The following is a 20603-nucleotide window of genomic DNA, read 5'->3' as shown; positions in this document are numbered from 1 at the left end:
TGACTGCATGAGCCTATGTTGTCGAATCGACACGCCCACCCGAACAAGAATCGGTGTAACCCATGAGCAAGCTGAACAAGTCCATCGTCGCGGAATTCGAATCCGCCCAGATCACCCGCGAACTGCCGAAGTTCAGCCAGGGCGACACCGTTGTCGTCAACGTGAAGGTGAAGGAAGGCAACCGTGAGCGCGTGCAGGCCTACGAAGGCGTTGTGATCGGCACCAAGAATGCCGGCCTGAACTCCTCGTTCACCGTCCGCAAGATCTCGCACGGCTACGGCGTCGAGCGCGTCTTCCAGACCCACAGCGCCATCATCGACTCGGTCGAAGTGAAGCGCCGCGGCAAGGTCCGCGCCGGCAAGCTGTACTACCTGCGTGGCCTGGAAGGCAAGGCTGCCCGCATCAAGGAAGACCTGGCTGCCGCTGCGCAGGCCAAGGCTGCCCGTCTGGCCGAAAAGGCCTGATAGACAACTCCGGTTGTTGCCGCGACGGCCGCCTTCGGGCGGCCGTTTGCGTTTGTGCTCCTGCATCCGCTAGGTTCGTGCGATGAACAAGAACGACCTGCGCTATCCCGACCGCATCCGCGCGGCGCTTCGTCTGCTGGACGACAAGGGGCTGCCGCGCGCGCAGTCCGCACCGTTGCTGCATCGGATGCTGTGGCGGATGGGCGTCGCTGTGCCGCCGCCGATCCTGGCCGGTTTCCGCATCAACGCGCTGGTGCAGGGGCTGCTGTTCGGCCTGTTCTGGTGCGCCCTGATGTGGCTGCTGCTGTGGCAGGGCGGTGAGCGTCCACTCGGCCTGCTGCTGGGTGCCGGATTGCTGGCGGGCGGCCTGTTCGGTGTGGTGATGGCGCTCCTGATGCGCTCGCTTCAACGCCAACGACAGCTGCCCGAATGGCGCCAGTTCCTGGCCTCGCTGGCGGACTGAAGCGATGGCGCAGTGCGCCGTGACCGCAGGCTGCCGATGGCGCTAGTCTGCGGCTTCATTCCCATGCATGCGCCGTGCGATGCCTTCCAAGCGAGCCGCACCTTCCACTGCACCCAGGCTCCTGTCCGGGGGAAATCCGCAGATCGCCAAGGGCGAGGGTGATGCGCCGGTGCAGGCGTACATCGCCGCCATGCCGGACTGGAAGCAGCCCATCGGCGCACGCCTCGACGCACTGATCGGCCAAGCCGTGCCCGGCGTGCACAAGGCGGTGAAGTGGAACTCGCCGATGTACGCGGTGGCCGCCGATGCCGGCTGGTTCCTCAGCTTCCATTGCTTCGCCCGTTACATCAAGGTTGCGTTCTTCCGCGGCGCGGCCCTGCAACCGATGCCACCGGAGCCGTCCAGAAGCGCCGATACCCGCTACCTGCACATCACGCAGGAGGGCATGCTGGATGAAGCGCAGTTCCTCGAGTGGGTCCGCCAGGCCGCTGCATTGCCCGGCGAACGCATGTAAGCCCGCCATTCCGGACGTTCCGCCGACGAGAGCACACGATGACCACGCATGCACCGAACCCCGACGACGCCGGAACACCCGCGGCCGCACTGATCGATGCGCGCATCGCGGAACTGGGTGACTGGCGCGGTGAAACGCTGGCACGCGTTCGGGCGCTGATCCATGAAGCGCTGCCGGAGGTGCAGGAAACCTGGAAGTGGCGGGGCACACCGGTATGGGAGCATCACGGCATCCTGTGCACCGGTGAGACCTACAAGCAGGCAGTGAAGCTGACCTTCGCCCAGGGGGCGGCCTTGCCGGACCCGAAGCGCCTGTTCAACGCCAGCCTGGAAGGCAACACGCGGCGCGCGATCGACATCCATGAAGGCACCATGCCCGATGCCACGGCGTTCAAGACCCTGATGCGCGCGGCGGCCAAGCACAACGCCGCGAAGAACAAGCGGTAGCACCGGGCCATGCCCGGCGCTACCGGGTCACGGCATCCGGGTCCGCCACCGGTGACGGTGGGCAGGCGGGAATCTCCGACGGTGTGGCAATCGCCTCGGCCTTCGCGGGTGTGCTGATCATCTTCGCCTTGCGCCACCCCCCCCAGCGGTAGTACGCCAGCGACAGCAGCATCGACACCAGAGAACTGACCGGGAAACTCCACCAGATTGCATCTGCGCCCCAATAGGGCTGCAGCAGTTCGGCGAACGGAACGCGCACGCCCCACAGTGACGCGGCCAGGATCAGCAGTGGTGGAATCACCGCACCCGTCGAGCGCACCACGCCGGAAATCACGAAGCTCACGCCGAAGAACAGGAACGAGCCGACCACCACATGGTTGAGGTGGCGCGCGATCTGCAGCGACTCGCTGCCCTGCGGCAGGAACAGGGCCAGCGAGTACTGGTCCAGCAGCACCAGCGGCAGGATCAACGCACCGGTCAGCAGGAAATTGAACAGCACGCCCTTGCGTGCGGTGCCGCGGACGCGATCCCACTGCTGGGCACCCACGTTCTGTGCGGCCATCGTCGAACAGGCCGCGCCGATCGCCATCGCCGGCATCTGCACGTAGTTCCACAATTGCAACGAGGCGCCATAGGCCGCCGCGGTTTCGGTGCCGTACTGGTTGACCATGGTCATCAGCAGGATCACCGACAGCGAGATCAGCACCATCTGCAGGCCCATCGGCACGCCTTTGACCACCAGTGCCTTGAGGATGGTCAGGTCCAGCTTGAACAGGCGCATGTCGGCGCGACCCAGCCACAGCGTGTGGCGCTTGTGCCGCATGTACAGCAGCAGGCCGCCCAGCGAGAGGGTCTGCGACACCAGCGTGGCCCAGGCCGAACCGGCGATGCCCAGCTCCGGGAACGGCCCCATGCCGAAGATCAGTACCGGATTCAATGCGATGTCCAGCACCACCGACAGCAGCAGGAAGCGGAACGGCGTACGCGAGTCACCGGCACCGCGCAGCGCGGCGCTGAGGAAGGCAAAGGCATACAACGTCGGCATTGCCAGGAAGATGATGCGCAGATAGGCCTCGGCCAGTGGCAGCGAGGCCGCCGGCGTGCCCATCGCCGCCAGCAGCGGATGGGCCATGAACCAGCCGGCGATGGCGATGATCGCCGACAGGCCGATGAAGAACGTGGCACTGGTGCCGACCACGCGCCGTGCCTGGGCGATATCCCGTGCACCGATGGCCTGGCCGATCAGGATGGTGGAGGCCATGCCGAAGCCGAACACCGAACCGATCAGGAAGAACATGATGTTGTTGGCGTTCGCGGTGGCGGTCAGTGCCGCTTCGCCGAGGAAGCGCCCGACCCATACCGCGTTCACCGAACCGTTCAGCGACTGCGCGATGTTGCCCGCCAGGATCGGCAGCGAGAACAGCAGGAGATTGCGGCCGATCGGGCCGGCGGTCAGGTCAAGCGGCGCTTTGGCCATGGGGTGGTGATCGAATCCCGGGAGGCGCACACTAGCACCAAGCCGGTTCGCGGGATGTGGCAATGCATCAACGACAGCAGGTGAGGTCGATGACGTTGGCCTTGATTGGCGGCCTGTTGGCCGCATGTTCGTCGGGAGACCGGCTGGGCGATACCCAGGTGCGGCCGACCGACCGCCCTGAATGTCTGGTCGGCAGCCAGCGCCAGGATCTCGCTGCCGGAGCACCGACCCTGATCGGGGGCAGCGGCTGCCGCACCGACCCCGACAATCCGCGTCCCCTGAACAAGCGAACGGAGTAGTACCTGCCGATGCCTGAGCTTTCCCCGCTGTCGCCCAGTGTCCGTCTGGACATCTGGTTGTGGGCGGCCCGCTTCTTCAAGACCCGCAGCCTGGCCAAGCAGGCCATCGAAACCGGCAAGGTCAGCGTGGCCGGTCAGCGGCCGAAGTCCTCGCGCGCGGTGCGCGTGGGTGAGCACCTGCAGGTTGATCGCGGCGAGGAGCATTTCGAGATCCAGGTGATGGGCCTGAGCGACCAGCGCGGGCCTGCCCCGGTCGCGCACCAGCTGTATGCCGAGAGCGAGGCCTCGAAGGCACGGCGCGCCGAGCAGCGCGCATTGCGCATCGCCGCGCGCGACGGCTTCCAGCCACCGGAGCACAAGCCGGACAAGCGCGCGCGGCGTCTGATCCGCGCGCTGGGCGACATCGACGCGCTGTAACGCGAACGCCCCCAAGGCAGCGCCGGGCCATCCCCGGCGAGCCCTTCAGTGGTAGCGCCGGGCCATGCCCGGTGGGCCTTCCGACAGCAGCGCCGGGCCTGCCGGTGATCAGCCGTGCAGGTCGTAGCGGTCCAGCTCCATCACCCGGGTCCACGCCGCGACGAAGTCCTGCACGAACTTCTTCTCGCCGTCTGCACTGCCATAGACCTCTGCCAGCGCACGCAGCACCGCATTGGATCCAAATACCAGATCAGCACGGGTGGCGGTCCAGCGTGCGGCGCCGTCGTTGCGGCTGCGGCCTTCGTAGGTTTCACGACCGGTGGCCTTCCACTGCGTGCCCATGTCCAGCAGGTTGACGAAGAAGTCGTTGCTGAGTGTCCCGGGCCGATCGGTGAAGACGCCGTGCGCGCTGCCATCGGCATTGGCACCCAGTACGCGCAGGCCACCGACCAGCACGGTCAGCTCCGGGGCGGTCAGCGTCAGCAGTTGCGCCCGGTCGATCAGCAGCGCTTCGCCCGGAACGCTGTAGGCGCCCTTGAGGTAGTTGCGGAACCCATCGGCAGCCGGTTCCAGCACCGCGAACGATTCCACGTCGGTCTGCTCCTGGCTGGCGTCGGTACGGCCCGGAGTGAACGGTACGCTGATGTTGTACCCACCGGCCTTGGCGGCCTGTTCGATGCCCACGCCACCGGCCAGCACGATCAGGTCGGCCAGCGACACCTGCCTTTCACTGCCGGCATTGAACCCGCTCTGCACCTTTTCCAGCGCGGCCAGCACCTTGGCCAGACGGGCGGGCTGGTTTACCGGCCAGTTCTTCTGCGGTGCCAGGCGGATGCGCGCACCATTGGCGCCGCCCCGCTTGTCCGAGCCACGGAAGGTGGAGGCCGATGCCCAGGCCGTGGAGACCAGTTCAGGGACGCTCAGGCCGCTTGCGGCGATCGCCTGCTTCAGCGTGGCCACGTCCCTGGCATCAATGAGCGGGTGCTTTGCGGCCGGCAGCGGATCCTGCCAGATGAACTCTTCGGCCGGCACTTCCGGCCCCAGATAGCGCGCGCGCGGCCCCATGTCGCGATGGGTCAGCTTGAACCAGGCGCGCGCGAACGCATCGGCAAACGCCTGCGGATCGGCCAGGAAGCGGCGCGAGATCTTTTCGTAGGCGGGATCCATGCGCAGCGACAGATCGGTGGTCAGCATGGTCGGGCGGTGCTTCTTCGAGGCGTCGTGCGCATCGGGAATGACCGCCTCGGCATCCTTGGCCACCCATTGATGCGCGCCGGCCGGACTCTTGGTCAGTTCCCATTCGTACTTGAACAGGTTCTCGAAGAAGTCATGGCTCCACTGCGCTGGAGTACGGGTCCAGGTGACTTCCAGGCCACTGGTGATGGTGTCGCCGCCCTTGCCGCTGCCGAAGCTGTTGGCCCAGCCCAGGCCCTGGCTCTCCAGATCGGCCGCTTCAGGCTCCTTGCCGACGTTGTCTGCCGGGCCGGCGCCATGGGTCTTGCCGAAGCTGTGCCCGCCGGCGATCAGCGCCACCGTTTCTTCATCGTCCATCGCCATGCGGCCGAACGTGTCACGGATGTCATGTGCAGCCAGTACCGGGTCAGGATTGCCGTCGGGGCCCTCGGGATTCACATAGATCAGGCCCATCTGCACTGCGGCCAGCGGGTTCTCCAGCTTGCGCGAATGCACGTCGCCATCGGCATCGTCATCGGACACCAGCACGCCGTGGGATTCCACCACGCCTTCGGAGCCGTGCTTGTAGCGCACGTCACCGCCCAGCCATGTGGTTTCGCGGCCCCAGTACACATCCTGATCCGGTTCCCAGGTATCGGGACGGCCACCGGCGAAGCCCAGTGTCTTGAAGCCCATCGACTCCAGCGCGACATTGCCGGTCAGGATCAGCAGGTCGGCCCAGGAGATGGCCTGGCCGTACTTCTGCTTGATCGGCCACAGCAGGCGTCGCGCCTTGTCCAGGCTGACGTTGTCCGGCCAGCTGTTGAGCGGAGCGAAGCGCTGCTGGCCGCGGCCGCCGCCACCGCGGCCATCACCGATGCGATAGGTGCCGGCGCTGTGCCACGCCATGCGGATGAACAGGCCGCCGTAGTGACCGAAATCGGCCGGCCACCAGTCCTGCGAGTCCGTCATCAGTGCTTTCAGGTCTGCCTTCAGCGCGGCATAGTCCAGGCTCTTGAACGCCGATGCGTAATCAAAGCCGGCATCGAGCGGGTTGGAGCGCGCGGAATGCTGGTTGAGCAGGTCCACGCGCAGCTGGTTCGGCCACCAGTCGCGGTTGGTCGTCGCGTCACCGACGACGGCATGGTTGAAGGGGCACTTCGCTTCGCTTTTCATGGGTCTGTACCTGTGGACTGGCGAAAGGTGGAATCGGGGGAGGCCCGACCCACATTAGGTGGCGCCTGTGGATCGGTAAATTCGATTGATTCAACCAATGCGATAGTGGCTGTCTATTAAATCCAGCGCTTGTACGGGTGTGTGCGATCAGCGCTTGAGCAACCCCGAGCCGAGCTTCAGCAGGTCGCTGGCCCCGAACTGGCCGTCGCCGTCCTGATCGAGCACCCCGCCCAGCATGCTGCCGATGCCGCCGGACTGCTGCGCCTCCTGGCCGAGGGCGCTGCTGAGTTCGCTGGCGTTGCCCTGCTGGGCGAAGCGCTGGGCCAGGAAGGACATGACGATGGGCGCAAGGATCGCCAGCAGCTTGCCGGAGGTGCCGCTGTCCAGGCCGGTCTTCTGGCCAAGCACCTGCGCGGCCTGCGGCTGCTGGCCACCGAAGATGTGGCCGAGGATGCCGGCCCCATCGGTGGCGCCGCTGCCGCCGCCACCCATCACTGCGCCGAGGATGCTGCCGAGGTCGAAGCCGCCACCCCCACCACTGCCCAGATGGTCACGCTGCAGCGCATTGAGCAGGGACTGCGCGCCCTGCGGCTCGCTGGCGTTCTGGCCCATTGCGCCCAGCAGCAGCGGCAAGGCGCTGCCCACCGCCTGGGTGGTCTGGCTGCTGTCCAGGCCGAGCTGCTGGGAAACCTGCTGCAGGCCCTGCCCCTGCTGCAGCTGCTGGAAGAGGGATGCGGCGAGGGATTCGGTGTTCATGGCGGTCTCCGTTCTGTGAAGGAAGGACCGCCCGAGCATAACGCCGCCTGCACGACGGAAATGCGAAGGCTGCCGGGCGCAGGCTCGCTCTGACCGGGGGCGGGAGGGGGGGGCGGCGTTGCGCCGGTCCCATGCCGGTTACAGCAGTGACTTCAGCCGATACAGCGCTTCCAGCGCCTGTTTGGGCGTCAGTTCGTCCGGATCGATGGCGGCCAGCGCCTCCTGCGCCTTGCTGGACGGGGCATTGAACAGGCCGAACTGCTGCGGGGCATCCAGCGCCTGAGGGGCCAGCTCCGCCGCGTGGCTCTCGCTGCCCCGTTGTTCCAGTTCGGCCAGGCGCCGCCGCGCCTGTGCCACGGTCGATCGAGGCAGGCCGGCCAGCGCGGCCACCTGCAGTCCGAAGCTGCGGTTGGCCGGGCCGTCTTTCACAGCGTGCATGAACACCAGCGCTTCGCCATGCTCGACCGCATCCAGGTGCACGTTGGCGATACCGCTGCGGCCGCCCTCGTGCTGCTCGTCGGCCAGCGCGGTCAGCTCGAAGTAGTGGGTGGCGAACAGCGTGTAGCAGCGGTTCTCGTAGGCGAGGTGGCGGGCCACCGCGTCGGCCAGGGCAAGGCCGTCATAGGTGGAGGTGCCGCGGCCGATCTCATCCATCAGCACCAGCGAATGTGGGCTGGCGTGATGCAGGATGTAGCTGGTCTCGGCCATTTCGACCATGAAGGTCGACTGCCCGCGGGCGAGATCGTCGCCGGCGCCGATGCGGGTCAGGATGCGGTCGATCGGGCCGATCACGGCGCGGCTGGCCGGTACGAAGGAGCCGATGTGGGCCAGAAGCACGATCAGTGCATTCTGCCGCATGTAGGTGGATTTACCGCCCATGTTCGGGCCGGTGATGACCAGCATCCGGCGGTCCGGGTGCAGGTCCAGATCGTTCGGCTCGAAGGGCTGCTCGCGCACGGCTTCCACGACAGGGTGACGGCCGCGCTCGATCTTCAGGCAGGGTGCCGTTTCCAGTTCCGGGCGCGACCAGTCCAGTGCCTGCGCGCGCTCGGCGAATGCGGCCAGCACATCCAGTTCGCTCAACGCGGCGGCACACTGCTTCAGCGGCTCCAGCTGTGCGCCCAGCGTGTCCAGCAGCTGCTCATACAGGAACTTCTCGCGCGACAGCGAGCGGTCGCGCGCGGACAGTACCTTGTCCTCGAACGCCTTCAGTTCTTCGGTGATGTAGCGCTCGGCGTTGGTGAGGGTCTGGCGGCGCGTGTAGTGCACCGGTGCGCGGTCGGCCTGGCCCTTGCTGATCTCGATGTAATAGCCGTGCACACGGTTGTAGCCGACTTTCAGTGTGGCAATGCCGCTGCTTTCGCGCTCGCGCCGCTCAAGGTCGACCAGGAACTGGTCGGCGTTGGTGGAGAGGCGTCGCAGCTCATCCAGCTCCTCGTCGAAGCCATCGGCCAGCACGCCGCCATCGCTGAGCTTCAGCGGCGGCATTTCAGCGATGGCACGCGCGAGCAGCTGCGCGCAGTCGTCATGCTCGCCCAGCGCGGCGTACAGCGCCTGCAGGCGTGGCGAGTCCAGCGGCGCCAGCACGTCGCGCACCGCCGGCAACAGGCCCAGGCCATCGCGCAGTGTCGAGAAATCGCGGGGGCGTGCCGAGCGCAGGGCGACGCGGGTGAGGATGCGCTCGAGGTCACCCAGGCGACGGAACTGTACGCGGATGTCGCCATCGCTGCCGCGATCGATCAGCGTCGCTACCGCATGGTGGCGCTGTACCAGCACCTCGCGCAGGCGCAACGGGCGATGCAGCCAGCGACGCAGCAGGCGGCCGCCCATCGGCGTGACGGTGCTGTCGAGCACGCCCAGCAGGGTGTTGCGGGTATCGCCGTCGACCCGCGTATCCAGCTCCAGGTGGCGGCGGGTCGCAGCGTTCATGGCGATCGCCTCGCCGGCGGTTTCCATCGCGATCGAGGTCAGATGCGGCAGGCGCTGCTTCTGGGTTTCTTCGACATAGCCCAGCAGGGCGCCTGCGGCGGCCGTGGCGCGTGGCTTGTCGTCGATGCCGAAGCCGCTCAGGTCATGCAACTTGAAGAAGGCCAGCAGCTGCCGACGACCGCTGTCCGCATCGAACAGCCATGGCGCGCGGCGACGCACACCGCTGCGCTGGCGCAGGAAGTCCGGCCAGTTCTCCTCGTCCGGCACCAGCAGCTCGGCCGGCTCCAGGCGCGCCAGCTCGGCTTCCAGCGCGTCGTCGGTGTCGACCTCGTTGACCAGGAAGCGGCCACCGGCGAGGTCGGCCCAGGCCAGGCCGTAGCCCTGACGGGTGCGCGACAGGGCCATCAGCAGGGTGTCGCGGCGTTCGTCGAGCAGTGCTTCGTCGGTGACCGTACCGGGGGTGACGATGCGGACCACCTTGCGCTCGACCAGCCCCTTGGCCAGGGCCGGGTCGCCGATCTGCTCGCAGATCGCCACGGATTCGCCCAGCGCCACCAGCCGTGCCAGGTAGCCTTCGTAGGCATGCACGGGCACACCGGCCATCGGAATCGGGGCGCCGCCGGAACTGCCGCGCTGGGTCAGGGTGATGTCGAGCAGGCGTGCAGCCTTGCGTGCATCGTCGTAGAACAGCTCGTAGAAGTCGCCCATGCGGAAGAACAGCAGCAGATCCGGGTACTCGGACTTCGCTGCGAAGAACTGCTTCATCGCCGGGGTATGTTCGGCACTGGCCTTGGCCGACGAGGGTTTCACTTTGGAATCAGCGGTTTGCAAGAGAGCTTCCTACCGGTTGTAGCGGTCGATCCGGGGCCACGGCGGCGGCAGTGACTCAAACAGGATCACATTGATGGCGCGACAGGCACACAGCGGAGCGACCATGGATACGGTTGTTGCGACGCAGGCAGTTGCCCGGCGCCGCCGACGCACCAAGTTTAAGCCGACCTACCGGCAAATCTGCCAACTGGGCATTATCGGCCGAGACATCACGCAGGAGGTGGAGCTGTGACGCGGCGATTCGGTCCATTGTGGGTAATTGCAATCCTCTTCGCGCCCCTGGCTGCCAGCGGTGGGGCGCCCACTGACCCCGAGCTGCGCGGTGAGCTCCTGCGGATGAAGGATGCCGATCAGGCGGTGCGGGACCTCCCGCTGACCACCGAGGGCGAGGAGAGGGTGCTCAGTGCCGTCGATGCGGTGCACACCGCTCGGCTGAAGGCGATCGTTGCGGCCCATGGCTGGCCGACCGTGGCGCAGGTGGGCCAGGACGGGGCGGACGCGGCCTGGCTGCTGGCCCAGCATGCCGACAAGGATCCGGCGTTCCAGCGCTCTGTTGCCGAAGCCATGGAGCCCTTGGTAGCGACGGGGCAGGTCAAAGCGTCCAGTTACGCCTACCTATGGGACCGCACCCACGACCCCCAGCGCTATGGAACGCAGGGGCGTTGTGCAGACCCGGGGCGTTGGGAACCACGCGCGGTTGAAGCTCCTGGGACGCTTGACGAGCGTCGCGCTCGAATGGGCCTGGCGCCCATGGCGGAGTATCAAGCGATGGTCTCCAGGCATTGCGAGCAGTTTGGGCGTTAAGATCGGATCAGCAGTTGGGGCACTGCGCGCGGAGAGGCAGGGGTGAGGCCTGCTTTTCTGGAATGGACCTTGGCAGCCCCAGACAACTCCGGTGGATGGCAGACACCATGGCGGAGATTCAGAGGGATTGCGAGGTCCGCTGACAGGTTGACGTGGGTCGTGGTGGGTGACCTGTCCCGTGTCGAGGCACCCGTGCGCGCCATGGGCTTCGGGGAGGCAACAGTGGTTGACTCACAAGGACGTCGTATCGGCGGGCGGCCCGACGAGAAGCGCTGAGTCGCACACTCCTTCGGTTCAGGCCGATGGTGGAGGGGAGCGAATGCCGGCCAGCGGATCCCGCAGGATGCCGAGCCAAGGCTCGACGATCTGCTCGAATGCAAACACGTGTTCCCGGTGCAGGTCCATGCCGCTGAGGTAGTGGCGGATGCTGCGTTCGAATTCATCGGCCGCGTCCAGATTGCCTGCGTTCGTGCGGAGCAGAAGAACGGTGGCCGCTTCCAGTGCCGCCACGCGGACATGCATCCGGTTCATGGCCCCCTGGAGGCGCAGCAAGGCATCCCGCGTCTCAGTGTTCATCGGACCTCCCGGGGAAGATCGCTGCATCGGTCCGCGAACCTGCGAGCCGCCGCTGGAGAGTGAGAGCGACACTCGGATCAATGAGGGCAACCTCCTGGTTGGATGCCAGGCAGACCCGGTGGCTGCAGAGCGGCAATCCCTGCCCATCGTTGCTGATGGGGTGGACGTGGCCGAGCGGGACACTCTCGATGGTGAGCACCTCGTCAAGCGCCAGGGCGACAAGCTGGACGCCAGCCTGCACCAGCAGCATCGCCGGGCAGCGGGCACCGCAGCGGGTGCCGCCCGTGACAAGGCCAAGATCCACGACGGGCACCGTCTGCCCGCGTACGGACACGCTGGACAGGCCGTCCGTACCCCGGGTCAGAGCCTCCGGACCACGTATTTCCACCGCCGATTCAACATCGATCCCGAACAGCGCCGCACCGGCACGAACAACCACAAGTTCCAGGAACGGCTGCGGTGACGCGTGGTGAGCGGGAGCGGCGGCAAGCGGGAGGGCACTGTGGTCGATGGCATCCGCGCGGGGCAACCGCTTGACGAACTCCTCGAAGCGCATGCGGCTGACCGCCTGCCGGTTGTGGCAGCAGGGGCAGACCAGGATCCCTGCGCCACGCAGATCGGTCAGGCCTGCGCCCGCCTTCAGCATCGAGGTGTGGTTGCATGCACGGCATGTTGCTTGCACTGCGTGCAGGCGTGTCAGCGCTCCTTCAGTGGTCAGGTCTCCCTGAACAAGGCGAAGCAGAAAGGAACCTGTGTTGGCCACTGGCAGACTTCTCGGATGGATCAGGAGCAGGCAACTGCCCCGGGATTCTCGGCGGCTTCCATGAAGGGATCAAACGCACGCCGCGTAGTCCATCCGCGGGTGCAGGCCTGGCTCATTCGAGCAGGTGGGGTGCAACAGTGAGTCTATCGGTCAGTTCGGTCGCACTGATGGGCCTGCACAATGCAAAGCCCTGGATCTGGTCGCATCCGAGCTCCCGCAGCGTGGTGACCTGGTCGGCGGTTTCAGCCCCCTCAGCGACGGCGGTGTAGCCCATATCATGGGCCAGGCCGATGATGGCACGGACTTTCAGGCGGGCCCGCGTGTCGGTCGAGATTCCATCAATCAGCGATTTGTCCAGCTTCAGCGTGTGGATCGGCAGTTCGGTCAGGTATGCGAAGTTGCTGTAGCCGCTGCCGAAGTCGTCCAATGCCAGGCGGATTCCCGCCGATGCCATCCGCCTGAGCTGCTCGCCGGGCACGGAGTTCACCCTCAACCATTCTCCTTCGGTGATCTCGATCTCGAGGTCGCTGCAGCGCAGCCCCTCGGCATGGATCCTGGCGACCAGCGCATCGGCCATGCCGGCACGGGCCACATTCCGTGCAGACAGATTGATCGACAGGCCCAGCGTGATGCCGTCGCGTCTCCAGCATGACAGCTGCTCCAGCGCTCGGTCGACGACCCACTCCGTGACCTTCTCCATCAGTGCGTTACGTTCGAATACCGGGATGAATTCGGCAGGGCTGACCGGGCCAAGCCGAGGATGATCCCAGCGGATCAGCGCCTCCGCTGACACCGCACTGAGATCAGACCCGCGGAAACGAGGCTGGTAGAGCAGATGGAATTCGTCGTGGCGCAGGCCGTCGCGGGCGCCGGCAAGCAGGTAATACTCGCGCCGCAGACTTTCATCGCGGGGGGCGGAGTACCAGCAGTAGGTGACCTGGCTGGACACTGCCCAGTGAAGTCCCACGAACATCCCGCGGATGATGTCGTCGGCGCTGTCCTTGCCGGTTTCGGCCTGGCAGAGGCCGACGTGGACGAGAGGCCGGAGGGGCTGCGCTGCACCCTCCCTGGGCTGCGTCAGGCGCAGGTGCAGCGCTTCCACCAGGCGCTCGACGGCGTCACGGGTGGGCAGCTCCACGATGAAGGCGAAACGGCTGCCGCCCATATGGTGGACGTCCGCCTGGCCGTCCAGGGCGGCCTCGATGCGTGCTGCGTCCTGCCTGACCCGCGTCTCCAGCGAGGCCATGCCGAAGGCCTGACAGGGCTCGGCATTCGGCAGGTCAAGGACATCGACGAGGACGGCGACGGGCGATCGGCCCGGTAACCGGGGTGATCGTGTGGTGTAGTCGATCGTGAAGGTATGTCTGTCCAGCAGCCCGCTGGAGGTCCCGTGGCGGCTGGACAACGCATGCGGCCGCAGGGGGCGTGTCACCGCCCCGATGAGGGACGGCAACGTGCGCCGATCAGTCAAGGAGAGTTTCCTGGGCAGGCTTTCCATCGAAGGACCCCGGGCATCGAGGGCGGCGCGGAGTGGCGCCGCCCTTGAGGCTTACTGCCGGGCTACCAGGGTCAACCCGGAATATGTTCCCGTGAGGCGGATCATGTAGGTGACCGCCGAGGGCGAGCCGATCCGCACCGACTCCGAATTGGTCGGTCGGGTTGATTTCGCATCGTAATCGGAGGCACTGGGGACGCGCTGCGCCGCTACATACAGCGATACGTCGCCTTTGCCGCCCAGCGTCATGATGGTCAACGGTGTGCCGGCCCGGGCGGTGAAACTGTAGGTCCGCTCTGCGGAGGTGCTTGACAGCCCGCGCAGTTCGACTGCATTGCTCAGTTCCACATTCGGCGGGGTGCAGCTCTCGACGGTGGGATCGCAGGGTTCGGTGGTCGCGGCGGTTACCAGTGCATTGGCGTCGAGGATTCCCGCGCCCATCGGTGTGCTGGTGGGAATGCTGGCCGGGAAAGGACGCGCAGTGGATTTCAGCAGGTCCCGCATCTGATCCCAGCGCAGCGGCGTGGTGGCCACGCTCTGGACCAGCGCTGCTGCTGCGGCCACATGGGGCGATGCCATCGAGGTGCCGGTATATCCCCCGATGCCGAACTCGGTCGTGGGGCGGGTGGTGCCCGTGTTGACGATCTGGAAGATGTAGCCGTTCGGGTCTCCATCAACACCTCCACCGCCACCCGGCGCGGACAGATCCACCCGGTTGCCCCAGCTGGAGTAGCTGGCCTTGCCGCCGGTGACACGCGTGGCGCCGACGCTGATCACATCCTTGCAGGAGGACATCGTGTAGGTGCCGGCATCGGCGTTGGAGTTGCCGGCTGCCACCACCACCATCGCACCGCGTCGGTTCACTTCGTCGATGGCGTCCTGGTAGATCTGCGGGCAGGCGTCGGGCCCATTGCTGCCCAGGCTCATGTTGAGCACTTCTGCCGGATTGGCATTGACCGGCAGGCCGGCAACGGTCGCACCGACCGCCCACAACATGCCATCGGCAATGTCGCTGCCGTACCCGCCACACGAACCCAGCACACGCACCGGCAGAATCCTGGCGTTGTGGGCCAGACCGGCCAGACCGACACCGTTGTTGGTCTGCTGCGCGACGGTACCGGAGACGTGGGTGCCGTGCCAGGAGCTGTCGCGGGCGGCGTGCGGAGGCGCGCCCAGCGCGGTGCAGTAATTGGCTTCCATCCAGTCGCCCTGGTCCCAGCCACCGGCGACGCGGGCGTCGGTGTCGCGACGGGAGATCAAGCGGTCGGAGATCATGTCATAGCCCGGCAGCACGTTGTCCTTCAGGTCGGGCGTGTTTTCCACGACGCCGGTGTCGATCACCGCCACCACGACGCCTGCGCCGGTGGAGATGTCCCACGCCTGGTCGGCGCGTACTCCACCGGTCTGATCGTGGAAGTTCCACTGCAGCTGGGCATATTGAGGATCATTCGGGATCAGTTTCGGCTGCACCATGCCGCGCCCGGTGTCGAGCGCCTGGTAGAGCCGGTCCACTTCGACCGACGTCACGCCGGGTTCGGCCGCCAGCTCGCGGACGAAGGCTGCCGTCTCGGCGGAGTTGAGCCGGCGTGAGGTCTGCACCACGTACCAGCCAGGTACGGCCATGTTGCGCAGGACACTGGCCCGGGCGGCCGGACGGGCGGCTGCGCGTGCCGTCGCCGCAGCCGCCGTGGTGATGCCTGAACGCTGCGCCGAGCTGGCGAGCGACTGCGTCAACAGGCTGCGTGACTGGGTGGTGGTGCCGGTCGTCTTGACGATGAAGCGCTGGCCGACCGACGGCTGGGCGGTCGATGTGGCGGCAGCCACGTTGCGCTTGATCACCTTGCTGGTATCCAGGCGTGGTGCGGCATGGGCGGCGCTGGTGGTGATCAACACCGAAGCGATTGCAGCGGCCAGTGAGGTGTGGATGGACATGGTGGGTCTCCAGGAAAAGGGTGAAGCGCGTCGGAGCGGGAGTGGTCGGTGTCGCTCTGTCACAGGTCGATGCCGAAGCCCACGCCTGCGGAGGATTCGCCACCACTGAAGGCCCCGCCCAGACTGAAGGAGCCGCGTTCCCCGATCTTCCGTGCATAGCCCACCGACAGCGCCTGCTCGCCGCTCTGGAAGCCCGCACCGACCGCGATGCGCCCGCGTTCGCTGCGGGTGCCTGCGGCGTTGGTCGCCATGTTCAGCATCGCCGCGCTCATCGCGCCCTGGCGGTCCAGGCGGCGATCAACCGAGCTGAGGCGGCGGTCCACGTCCGTACGATAGGTTTCGAAGGAATCGTTCAATGCGGTGAACCGTGCATCGGTATAGGATTTCGCCGCGTTGACACCGGCATTGACCTGGCCCACGTTCGCCGCATCGGTCGCCTGGGTACCGGCGGCCACATGGGTGATCTGGCGCTCCGCACCGCTGGCACCGACCGACACCGTGTCGGCGCGATCGGCGACCGAGCCGCGCCCCAATGCGACGGCGTTGTCGGCGGTGACGCTGGCACCTTGGCCGAGTGCGGTGCCGGAAGCGCTGCTGACGGAGGCCGACTCACCCAGGGCCACGGCGTTGCTGGCCTGGGCACTGATGCGGCTGTTGGCACCGACGGCCGTGCTGCCGTCGGCATTGACCCGCGCGTTGCCGCCCAACGCCGTGTCGTTGGGTCCATGGGCGTAGGCGCCGGCGCCCAGCGCCACGCTGTTGTCCGCGTTGGCGGTCGCCCCGGATCCCACTGCCACGGCGTTGGTCCCTTCGCCCGCCTGGGCTGCGGAATCGCCTCCCACGGCGACCTGATCGTTGCGGCCATGACCTGCACCGACGTCCGTCTCGATGTCATCCAGTCGGGTGGTCAGCCTGCCGATCTGCACATCGATGGCTGCGAAACTGTCGGCGAAATTGCCGAGCGCACCCGACACCGCATCCAGCTGTGCCTTGTTGACCGCATCGGTTGCCGCCGTACCGGCCGCCACGTTGACGATCTGGCGTTCGCTGCCTGCGCGTCCCACCGAGATGGTGTTGTCACGATCGGCGTAAGAGCCTGCACCGAGCGCCACCGCGCGGTCGACGGGGTGGGTCACGCCGTCGACGAACGACGGGTCGCCCACGGTTGCACCGCCGCCGATCGCCACCGACTCGCTGCCCCACACATCCGAATCCGTGCCGATCGCCACGCTGTTGGTGAACAGCCGCGGTGTATCCCCCCAGAAATCGCCATTCCAGGTCATGCCGTCACCGACCACCACGCTGCCTTTGCCGGCGGCCCAGGCGCCATAACCGACTGCGGTGGCGCCCTCGATCAGGGCCAGCGCGTTGGCGCCCAGGGCCGTGGTGTTGAGCGCGCCCGCCCGGGCATTGCTGCCCACGGCCACGGTCAGGTCGTACAGGGCCAGTGCGCCCGAACCGAACGCATTGGAGAACTCGCCCAGAGCCTGGGCCCGGTCACCGACGGCCATGGCGTCATACGCGCTGGCCACCGCGCGGTAGCCGATCGCGGTGGAGCGGATAGCGCTGGCACTGGCCAGCCCGCCCAGGGAGATGGCTGCATAGGCGGTGGACTGCGCGCCGCCGCCGACGGCCACCGAAAGGCGACCGGTGGCCTGCGTGTTCTGCAGCAGCTGGCCGGCAAAACCTTCCCCGATCTGGTCCTCCAGATCGTCGGCAATGCCGCCGATCGCCACGCTGGATTTGCCGCTGCCCAGGGCGCCGGCGCCCCCGGCAGTGGCAAAGTCACCTTCGGCCTGCGCGCCGGCGCCCAGCGCCGTGGACGCCACGCCGGTGGCGGCGGTCTGCTGGAACAGCACTACGCCATACGGGTTCTGCGACTGGTAGTCGATGTCCAGCATGCCGCCGATCGCGGTGCTCGAGTCGGCGATGGCCAGCGCTTCATTGCCCACCGCGGTGGCGCGGTTGGCGTAGGCCACGCTGCCGGCGCCAAGCGCGGTCGTGCCTTCCCCGACCGCGGCGCTCGCCTCGCCTGCGGCCAGCGCGTTGTCGCCGTCGGCGTAGGCGCCGGCATTGCTGTCCTCGCTGCCGGTGGCGGCGAGGTAGGGCACTGGATCAGCCTCGACATCGGCGGCGTACACGATCTGCTCCGGCGCGGACACCTGCTCGACGCCCAGCGCCGTGACGATCCCGCTGGCCAGGGCGGAGCAGGACACCAGCAGCGAGCCGGTGGCCAGCAGCGCCGCGACCTGGCGACGGCGCCCGGACCGCGTCCGGCTGCACGCGATTTCGGACACAACCACCTGCCGGCCCAGCGCGGCGTTCCACACGATACGGTAAATCCGGTTCATTGCTCTGATCCTCGATCTGGAGTGCAGGCCCTTCGTCGTGGCTGCCCGCAGGGGGTCGACGAGTGGGGCGGTGTAGTCGTCGTGTCACGGCAGTGGCGTAGGCGCCCGCCGACAACATGAACGTAGGCCCACCGAGGGGGCATGTCGACTGCAACTCCTGACAGAAATATGATCGGTTTCTCGCCATCTCTTCACGCCGCCCATGCTCCGTTCATTCCTGCGCTGGCTGGACCGGGCGCCGATCGAAGACCCGGTGGACCGCCGCAACGCGCGCGTCATCCAGCTGCTGCTCCTGTTCCTGGGGGTGACCATCCCGGCGACCCTGGCCTTCGCGGTGATAGTGGCCTGGTCCCAACTGGTCTCAAGCGAGGTGCACTGGTCGACGCATGCCTCGTTGGCGATGAGCCTCTCGATCGGTGCAGCCGCATGGATCGGACTGGTACTGACGCGACGCGGTGCATTCGCTGCGGCGGTCAAGCTGTTGATCGGTGCCATGCTGCTGGTCACCACGATCAATCTGGGCGTGAACGGCCTGCAACGGCAGATGCCCGACCAGCTCGCCCAGATGCTGGTGCTCGTGCTGAGTGGTCTGGTGCTTGGTCGCGGCGCGCTGTGGACCACGCTGGCGGTCCTGGTGGGCAGCGTGGTGCTGGGTGCAGGACGCGATGCGATGAGCGTCTTCGCCGATGCTCCCGCGCGTGCGTTCTACAACCTGCCCCCACTGCTGTTCACCTACCTGCTGGTCACACTGCTGATCGACCGGACGACCCAGGCTCTGCGCGAAAGCCTGCGCGAGTCGAACGAGCGCGGGCGGCAACTTGCCGAAGAGATGCGCGAACGCGAGCGCACCCATGCCCAGCTGATCCATGCGCAGAAGAAGGAGATCACCGAACGCATGGCCAGCGGCATGGCGCATGACTTCAACAACATCTTCGCGGTGATCGTCGGCTTCGCCAACCAGCGGCATGAAGACGACGGCGAAGGCAGCCGGCAGCGTCTGGTGCAGCTTGAAGGCCACCTGTCAGACGTGGAGGAGACCGCGCGGCGTGGCATGGCCATCAGCCGGCGGCTGCTCCGTTTCAGCCGTCGTGATGGCGAGCAGGCCGTCGTGTTTGATGCCGCGCAGGCGGTCCGGGAACTTGAGTCGATGCTGCGCCAGTTGCTTGGGTCGGGGATCGTACTGTCCGTGCGCAGCGATGGTGAAGCGGCGCCGGTGCGGATGGACCGCAGCCAGTTCGAGCTGATGCTGTTGAACATTGCGTCCAACGCCCGCGATGCGCTCAGCGATCACGGGCGGTTCGAGATCGACATCGACCGCGATGGAGATCGCGTCCGCATCCACCTGCGTGACAATGGCAGCGGCATGCGCGCCGAGGTGGCGGCCCGGATCTTCGAACCCTTCTTCAGCACCAAGCCGGCGGATTCGGGCACGGGACTGGGGCTGGCGGTCGTGAACGAGCTGGTGACAGAGGCCGGCGGTGGCATCGGCGTCGAGAGCATCTGTGGCGAAGGAACGACGTTCCTGATCAGCCTGCCGTGCGCCCGGCAGGATTCAGCATGTATCCCCGGCCATGAACCACCGTAAGAGGCAGTTCCATGCCACAGCGCTTGCGTGCCTTCACGCGCAGCCGGTAGACCATGGCGTCGAGCCGGTGCGCATCGAAATCGTCTGAATCATCTGCAATGGCCAGGATCAGCTGCTCGCGTGACACCAGCGCTCCGGCGTGCTGGAACAGTTCCGCGCACAGGCTGCGCTCGCTGCGGGTGAGCGCGGCCGAGGTGCCGTCGGGCGCGATCAGGCCCCATTGGTCCTCACTCATCCTCCAGCCGGGCAGTGACCGGTTCGCTGTTGCCGGCGTGGCGATCCGTCGTGCCAGGCTGTGCAGTGCCGCCGCCAGCAGATCGATCTCGATCGGCTTGGAAAAATACACGTCGGCACCTTCGGTCAGGCCGCGGATGCGATCACTCACATCGGCAAGGCTGGTCAGCATGATGACGCCGAGGCCCGGTTGTCGTTGGCGCATTTCGCGCGCCAGGCTGAAGCCATCGCCGTCAGGCAGGCTCACGTCGAGCACGAGCAGGTCGGCGGGCTGTCTCTCCATTCCGGCGCGGAAGGCGGCGACGCTGGCGTAGCCGGTCGCCAGGAATCCATAGCGCGCCAGGCCTGGCAGGATGATGCGCTCGCGCAGGGCAGGCTCGTCCTCCAGTACCGCTACCCTCAAGCTTTCTGATTCCTGCACATCCACGTCCAGATGCCTGCGCCCTTTGTCGGTTGATCATAGCCGCATGCGCGCTGCCCCCGGGAGGGGCCGCGCGGGTCGGCGCACCGATGCAGGGGGCCGATTCCCTTCGCGGCGACCGAACGGAAGCCTCTGCCAGGCGCTGGATCGTTCCATGGCCGCGGTTCTCTTCATGAACGACGCATGGCCGATGAAGTCCTGATGACACCGATTTCACTCGTAGTTGCCAGCGGCAGGCGGAGACTGGACCCATCCCGGAAGACAGGAGCTGGCCATGAAGACCTCGACCCGACTGCTCGTGCTGGGCACCCTGATGGCGGCATCGTCGATGGCGGGTGCGCAGACCTACGGGCCCCGCGATGAAGGCCGCAAGTTCAACGACGGCAGCCGTGTGGAATGCAGGAACGTTGAAGTCCAGCGCAACTCGCGCGATCCGAACCGCATTGCCGGTACTGCCACAGGTGCGGTGGTGGGCGGCCTGCTGGGCAACCAGGTGG

Annotated in this window: 19 protein-coding genes and 1 pseudogene; 10 read left to right on the top strand and 10 right to left on the bottom strand. The window is 66.8% G+C overall.

Translation table 11 applies throughout. The features are described 5' to 3' along the window. Positions 1–62: 62 nt before the first annotated feature. From rplS to N5J29_RS14150, 4 genes are all read left to right on the top strand, one after another. A complete protein-coding gene (gene rplS / locus N5J29_RS14165; RefSeq protein ID WP_053518963.1) occupies positions 63–464 on the top strand; it encodes a 50S ribosomal protein L19 in 402 nt (133 codons plus the stop codon). Between the two features lie 82 nt (positions 465–546). Beyond that, positions 547–927 (top strand): DUF6404 family protein, encoded by a 381-nt coding sequence (locus N5J29_RS14160; RefSeq protein ID WP_065174641.1) that lies wholly within the window; start codon positions 547–549, stop codon positions 925–927. Between the two features lie 79 nt (positions 928–1006). Further along, positions 1007–1441: a DUF1801 domain-containing protein gene (locus N5J29_RS14155; protein ID WP_053518995.1), complete on the top strand. Its 435-nt coding sequence runs from the start codon at positions 1007–1009 to the stop codon at positions 1439–1441. Positions 1442–1479: 38 nt separating this feature from the next. Continuing rightward, positions 1480–1887, top strand: coding sequence for a DUF1801 domain-containing protein (locus N5J29_RS14150; protein ID WP_053518959.1), 408 nt, complete (start codon positions 1480–1482; stop codon positions 1885–1887). A 19-nt stretch (positions 1888–1906) separates the two neighbouring features. On the opposite strand, the gene N5J29_RS14145 is transcribed toward N5J29_RS14150, so the two are convergent. Then, positions 1907–3364, bottom strand: coding sequence for an MATE family efflux transporter (locus N5J29_RS14145; protein WP_053518957.1), 1458 nt, complete (start codon positions 3362–3364; stop codon positions 1907–1909). A gap of 62 nt (positions 3365–3426) precedes the next feature. On the opposite strand from N5J29_RS14145, the gene N5J29_RS14140 reads away from it, so the two are divergent. Next, a complete protein-coding gene (locus tag N5J29_RS14140) occupies positions 3427–3663 on the top strand; it encodes a hypothetical protein (RefSeq protein WP_053518955.1) in 237 nt (78 codons plus the stop codon). Positions 3664–3672: 9 nt separating this feature from the next. After that, a complete protein-coding gene (locus N5J29_RS14135; RefSeq protein WP_053518953.1) occupies positions 3673–4080 on the top strand; it encodes an RNA-binding S4 domain-containing protein in 408 nt (135 codons plus the stop codon). Between the two features lie 108 nt (positions 4081–4188). On the opposite strand, the gene katG is transcribed toward N5J29_RS14135, so the two are convergent. The 3 genes from katG to mutS all read right to left on the bottom strand — a co-directional run bounded on the left by katG (position 4189) and on the right by mutS (position 9879). Further along, on the bottom strand, positions 4189–6429 hold the full coding sequence (katG, locus tag N5J29_RS14130) for a catalase/peroxidase HPI (RefSeq protein ID WP_164150740.1): 2241 nt from the start codon (positions 6427–6429) through the stop codon (positions 4189–4191). Positions 6430–6576: 147 nt separating this feature from the next. Further along, positions 6577–7185 (bottom strand): DUF937 domain-containing protein, encoded by a 609-nt coding sequence (locus N5J29_RS14125; RefSeq protein WP_065181132.1) that lies wholly within the window; start codon positions 7183–7185, stop codon positions 6577–6579. Positions 7186–7323: 138 nt separating this feature from the next. Then, positions 7324–9879, bottom strand: coding sequence for a DNA mismatch repair protein MutS (mutS, locus tag N5J29_RS14120; protein ID WP_239519753.1), 2556 nt, complete (start codon positions 9877–9879; stop codon positions 7324–7326). A 169-nt stretch (positions 9880–10048) separates the two neighbouring features. Between mutS and N5J29_RS14115 the strand changes: the two genes are divergently transcribed. Together N5J29_RS14115 and N5J29_RS14110 are read left to right on the top strand one after the other, a co-directional pair. Beyond that, positions 10049–10177 carry a hypothetical protein gene (locus N5J29_RS14115; RefSeq protein WP_275576336.1) on the top strand — a complete coding sequence of 43 codons (129 nt, stop codon included), beginning with the start codon at positions 10049–10051 and terminating at the stop codon, positions 10175–10177. Next, positions 10174–10749, top strand: coding sequence for a DUF6624 domain-containing protein (locus tag N5J29_RS14110; protein ID WP_343168244.1), 576 nt, complete (start codon positions 10174–10176; stop codon positions 10747–10749). Before N5J29_RS14115 ends, N5J29_RS14110 begins: the two co-directional genes overlap by 4 nt. A gap of 294 nt (positions 10750–11043) precedes the next feature. Here N5J29_RS14110 and N5J29_RS14105 read toward each other — a convergent pair whose 3' ends face one another. The 5 genes from N5J29_RS14105 to N5J29_RS14085 all read right to left on the bottom strand — a co-directional run bounded on the left by N5J29_RS14105 (position 11044) and on the right by N5J29_RS14085 (position 17866). Continuing rightward, positions 11044–11325, bottom strand: coding sequence for a hypothetical protein (locus N5J29_RS14105; RefSeq protein WP_146256219.1), 282 nt, complete (start codon positions 11323–11325; stop codon positions 11044–11046). Next, on the bottom strand, positions 11315–11971 hold the full coding sequence (locus N5J29_RS14100; protein ID WP_164150746.1) for a chemotaxis protein CheW: 657 nt from the start codon (positions 11969–11971) through the stop codon (positions 11315–11317). The genes N5J29_RS14105 and N5J29_RS14100 overlap by 11 nt, the downstream gene beginning before the upstream one ends. A 229-nt stretch (positions 11972–12200) precedes the next feature. Further along, positions 12201–13586, bottom strand: coding sequence for a GGDEF domain-containing phosphodiesterase (locus N5J29_RS14095; protein ID WP_164150748.1), 1386 nt, complete (start codon positions 13584–13586; stop codon positions 12201–12203). Positions 13587–13637: 51 nt separating this feature from the next. Further along, on the bottom strand, positions 13638–15515 hold the full coding sequence (locus N5J29_RS14090; RefSeq protein WP_164150750.1) for a S8 family peptidase: 1878 nt from the start codon (positions 15513–15515) through the stop codon (positions 13638–13640). A 59-nt stretch (positions 15516–15574) separates the two neighbouring features. Continuing rightward, the gene (locus N5J29_RS14085; protein ID WP_164150752.1) at positions 15575–17866 is read right to left on the bottom strand and encodes an ESPR-type extended signal peptide-containing protein; all 2292 of its coding nucleotides are present in this window, start codon (positions 17864–17866) and stop codon (positions 15575–15577) included. A gap of 202 nt (positions 17867–18068) precedes the next feature. Here N5J29_RS14085 and N5J29_RS14080 point away from each other — a divergent pair, with 202 nt between their 5' ends. Further along, the gene (locus N5J29_RS14080) at positions 18069–19451 is read left to right on the top strand and encodes a HAMP domain-containing sensor histidine kinase (protein WP_164150754.1); all 1383 of its coding nucleotides are present in this window, start codon (positions 18069–18071) and stop codon (positions 19449–19451) included. Here the strand turns inward: N5J29_RS14080 and N5J29_RS14075 are convergent. Beyond that, positions 19393–20088 (bottom strand): response regulator transcription factor, encoded by a 696-nt coding sequence (locus N5J29_RS14075; protein ID WP_227255210.1) that lies wholly within the window; start codon positions 20086–20088, stop codon positions 19393–19395. The two genes, N5J29_RS14080 and N5J29_RS14075, sit on opposite strands and share 59 nt — an antisense overlap. A 292-nt stretch (positions 20089–20380) precedes the next feature. Between N5J29_RS14075 and N5J29_RS14070 the strand changes: the two are divergent. Next, a pseudogene (locus tag N5J29_RS14070) lies at positions 20381–20603 on the top strand (hypothetical protein); the annotation flags it as partial.

The sequence above is a fragment of the Stenotrophomonas sp. GD03680 genome, assembly GCF_029844625.1.
In the GTDB taxonomy this organism is placed as follows: Bacteria; Pseudomonadota; Gammaproteobacteria; order Xanthomonadales; family Xanthomonadaceae; genus Stenotrophomonas; species Stenotrophomonas maltophilia_P.
Note: the sequence above shows the minus strand (reverse complement) of the source record. Positions and strands in the feature narration are given on the sequence as shown.

Coding starts and splice junctions, on each gene's coding strand:
- rplS (WP_053518963.1), top strand. CDS start 63: ATGAGCAAGCTGAACAAGTCCATCGTCGCGGAATTCGAATCCGCCCAG.
- N5J29_RS14160 (WP_065174641.1), top strand. CDS start 547: ATGAACAAGAACGACCTGCGCTATCCCGACCGCATCCGCGCGGCGCTT.
- N5J29_RS14155 (WP_053518995.1), top strand. CDS start 1,007: ATGCCTTCCAAGCGAGCCGCACCTTCCACTGCACCCAGGCTCCTGTCC.
- N5J29_RS14150 (WP_053518959.1), top strand. CDS start 1,480: ATGACCACGCATGCACCGAACCCCGACGACGCCGGAACACCCGCGGCC.
- N5J29_RS14145 (WP_053518957.1), bottom strand. CDS start 3,364: ATGGCCAAAGCGCCGCTTGACCTGACCGCCGGCCCGATCGGCCGCAAT.
- N5J29_RS14140 (WP_053518955.1), top strand. CDS start 3,427: ATGCATCAACGACAGCAGGTGAGGTCGATGACGTTGGCCTTGATTGGC.
- N5J29_RS14135 (WP_053518953.1), top strand. CDS start 3,673: ATGCCTGAGCTTTCCCCGCTGTCGCCCAGTGTCCGTCTGGACATCTGG.
- katG (WP_164150740.1), bottom strand. CDS start 6,429: ATGAAAAGCGAAGCGAAGTGCCCCTTCAACCATGCCGTCGTCGGTGAC.
- N5J29_RS14125 (WP_065181132.1), bottom strand. CDS start 7,185: ATGAACACCGAATCCCTCGCCGCATCCCTCTTCCAGCAGCTGCAGCAG.
- mutS (WP_239519753.1), bottom strand. CDS start 9,879: ATGAAGCAGTTCTTCGCAGCGAAGTCCGAGTACCCGGATCTGCTGCTG.
- N5J29_RS14115 (WP_275576336.1), top strand. CDS start 10,049: ATGGATACGGTTGTTGCGACGCAGGCAGTTGCCCGGCGCCGCCGACGC.
- N5J29_RS14105 (WP_146256219.1), bottom strand. CDS start 11,325: ATGAACACTGAGACGCGGGATGCCTTGCTGCGCCTCCAGGGGGCCATG.
- N5J29_RS14100 (WP_164150746.1), bottom strand. CDS start 11,971: ATGCTGAAGGCGGGCGCAGGCCTGACCGATCTGCGTGGCGCAGGGATC.
- N5J29_RS14095 (WP_164150748.1), bottom strand. CDS start 13,586: ATGGAAAGCCTGCCCAGGAAACTCTCCTTGACTGATCGGCGCACGTTG.
- N5J29_RS14090 (WP_164150750.1), bottom strand. CDS start 15,515: ATGTCCATCCACACCTCACTGGCCGCTGCAATCGCTTCGGTGTTGATC.
- N5J29_RS14085 (WP_164150752.1), bottom strand. CDS start 17,866: ATGAACCGGATTTACCGTATCGTGTGGAACGCCGCGCTGGGCCGGCAG.
- N5J29_RS14080 (WP_164150754.1), top strand. CDS start 18,069: ATGCTCCGTTCATTCCTGCGCTGGCTGGACCGGGCGCCGATCGAAGAC.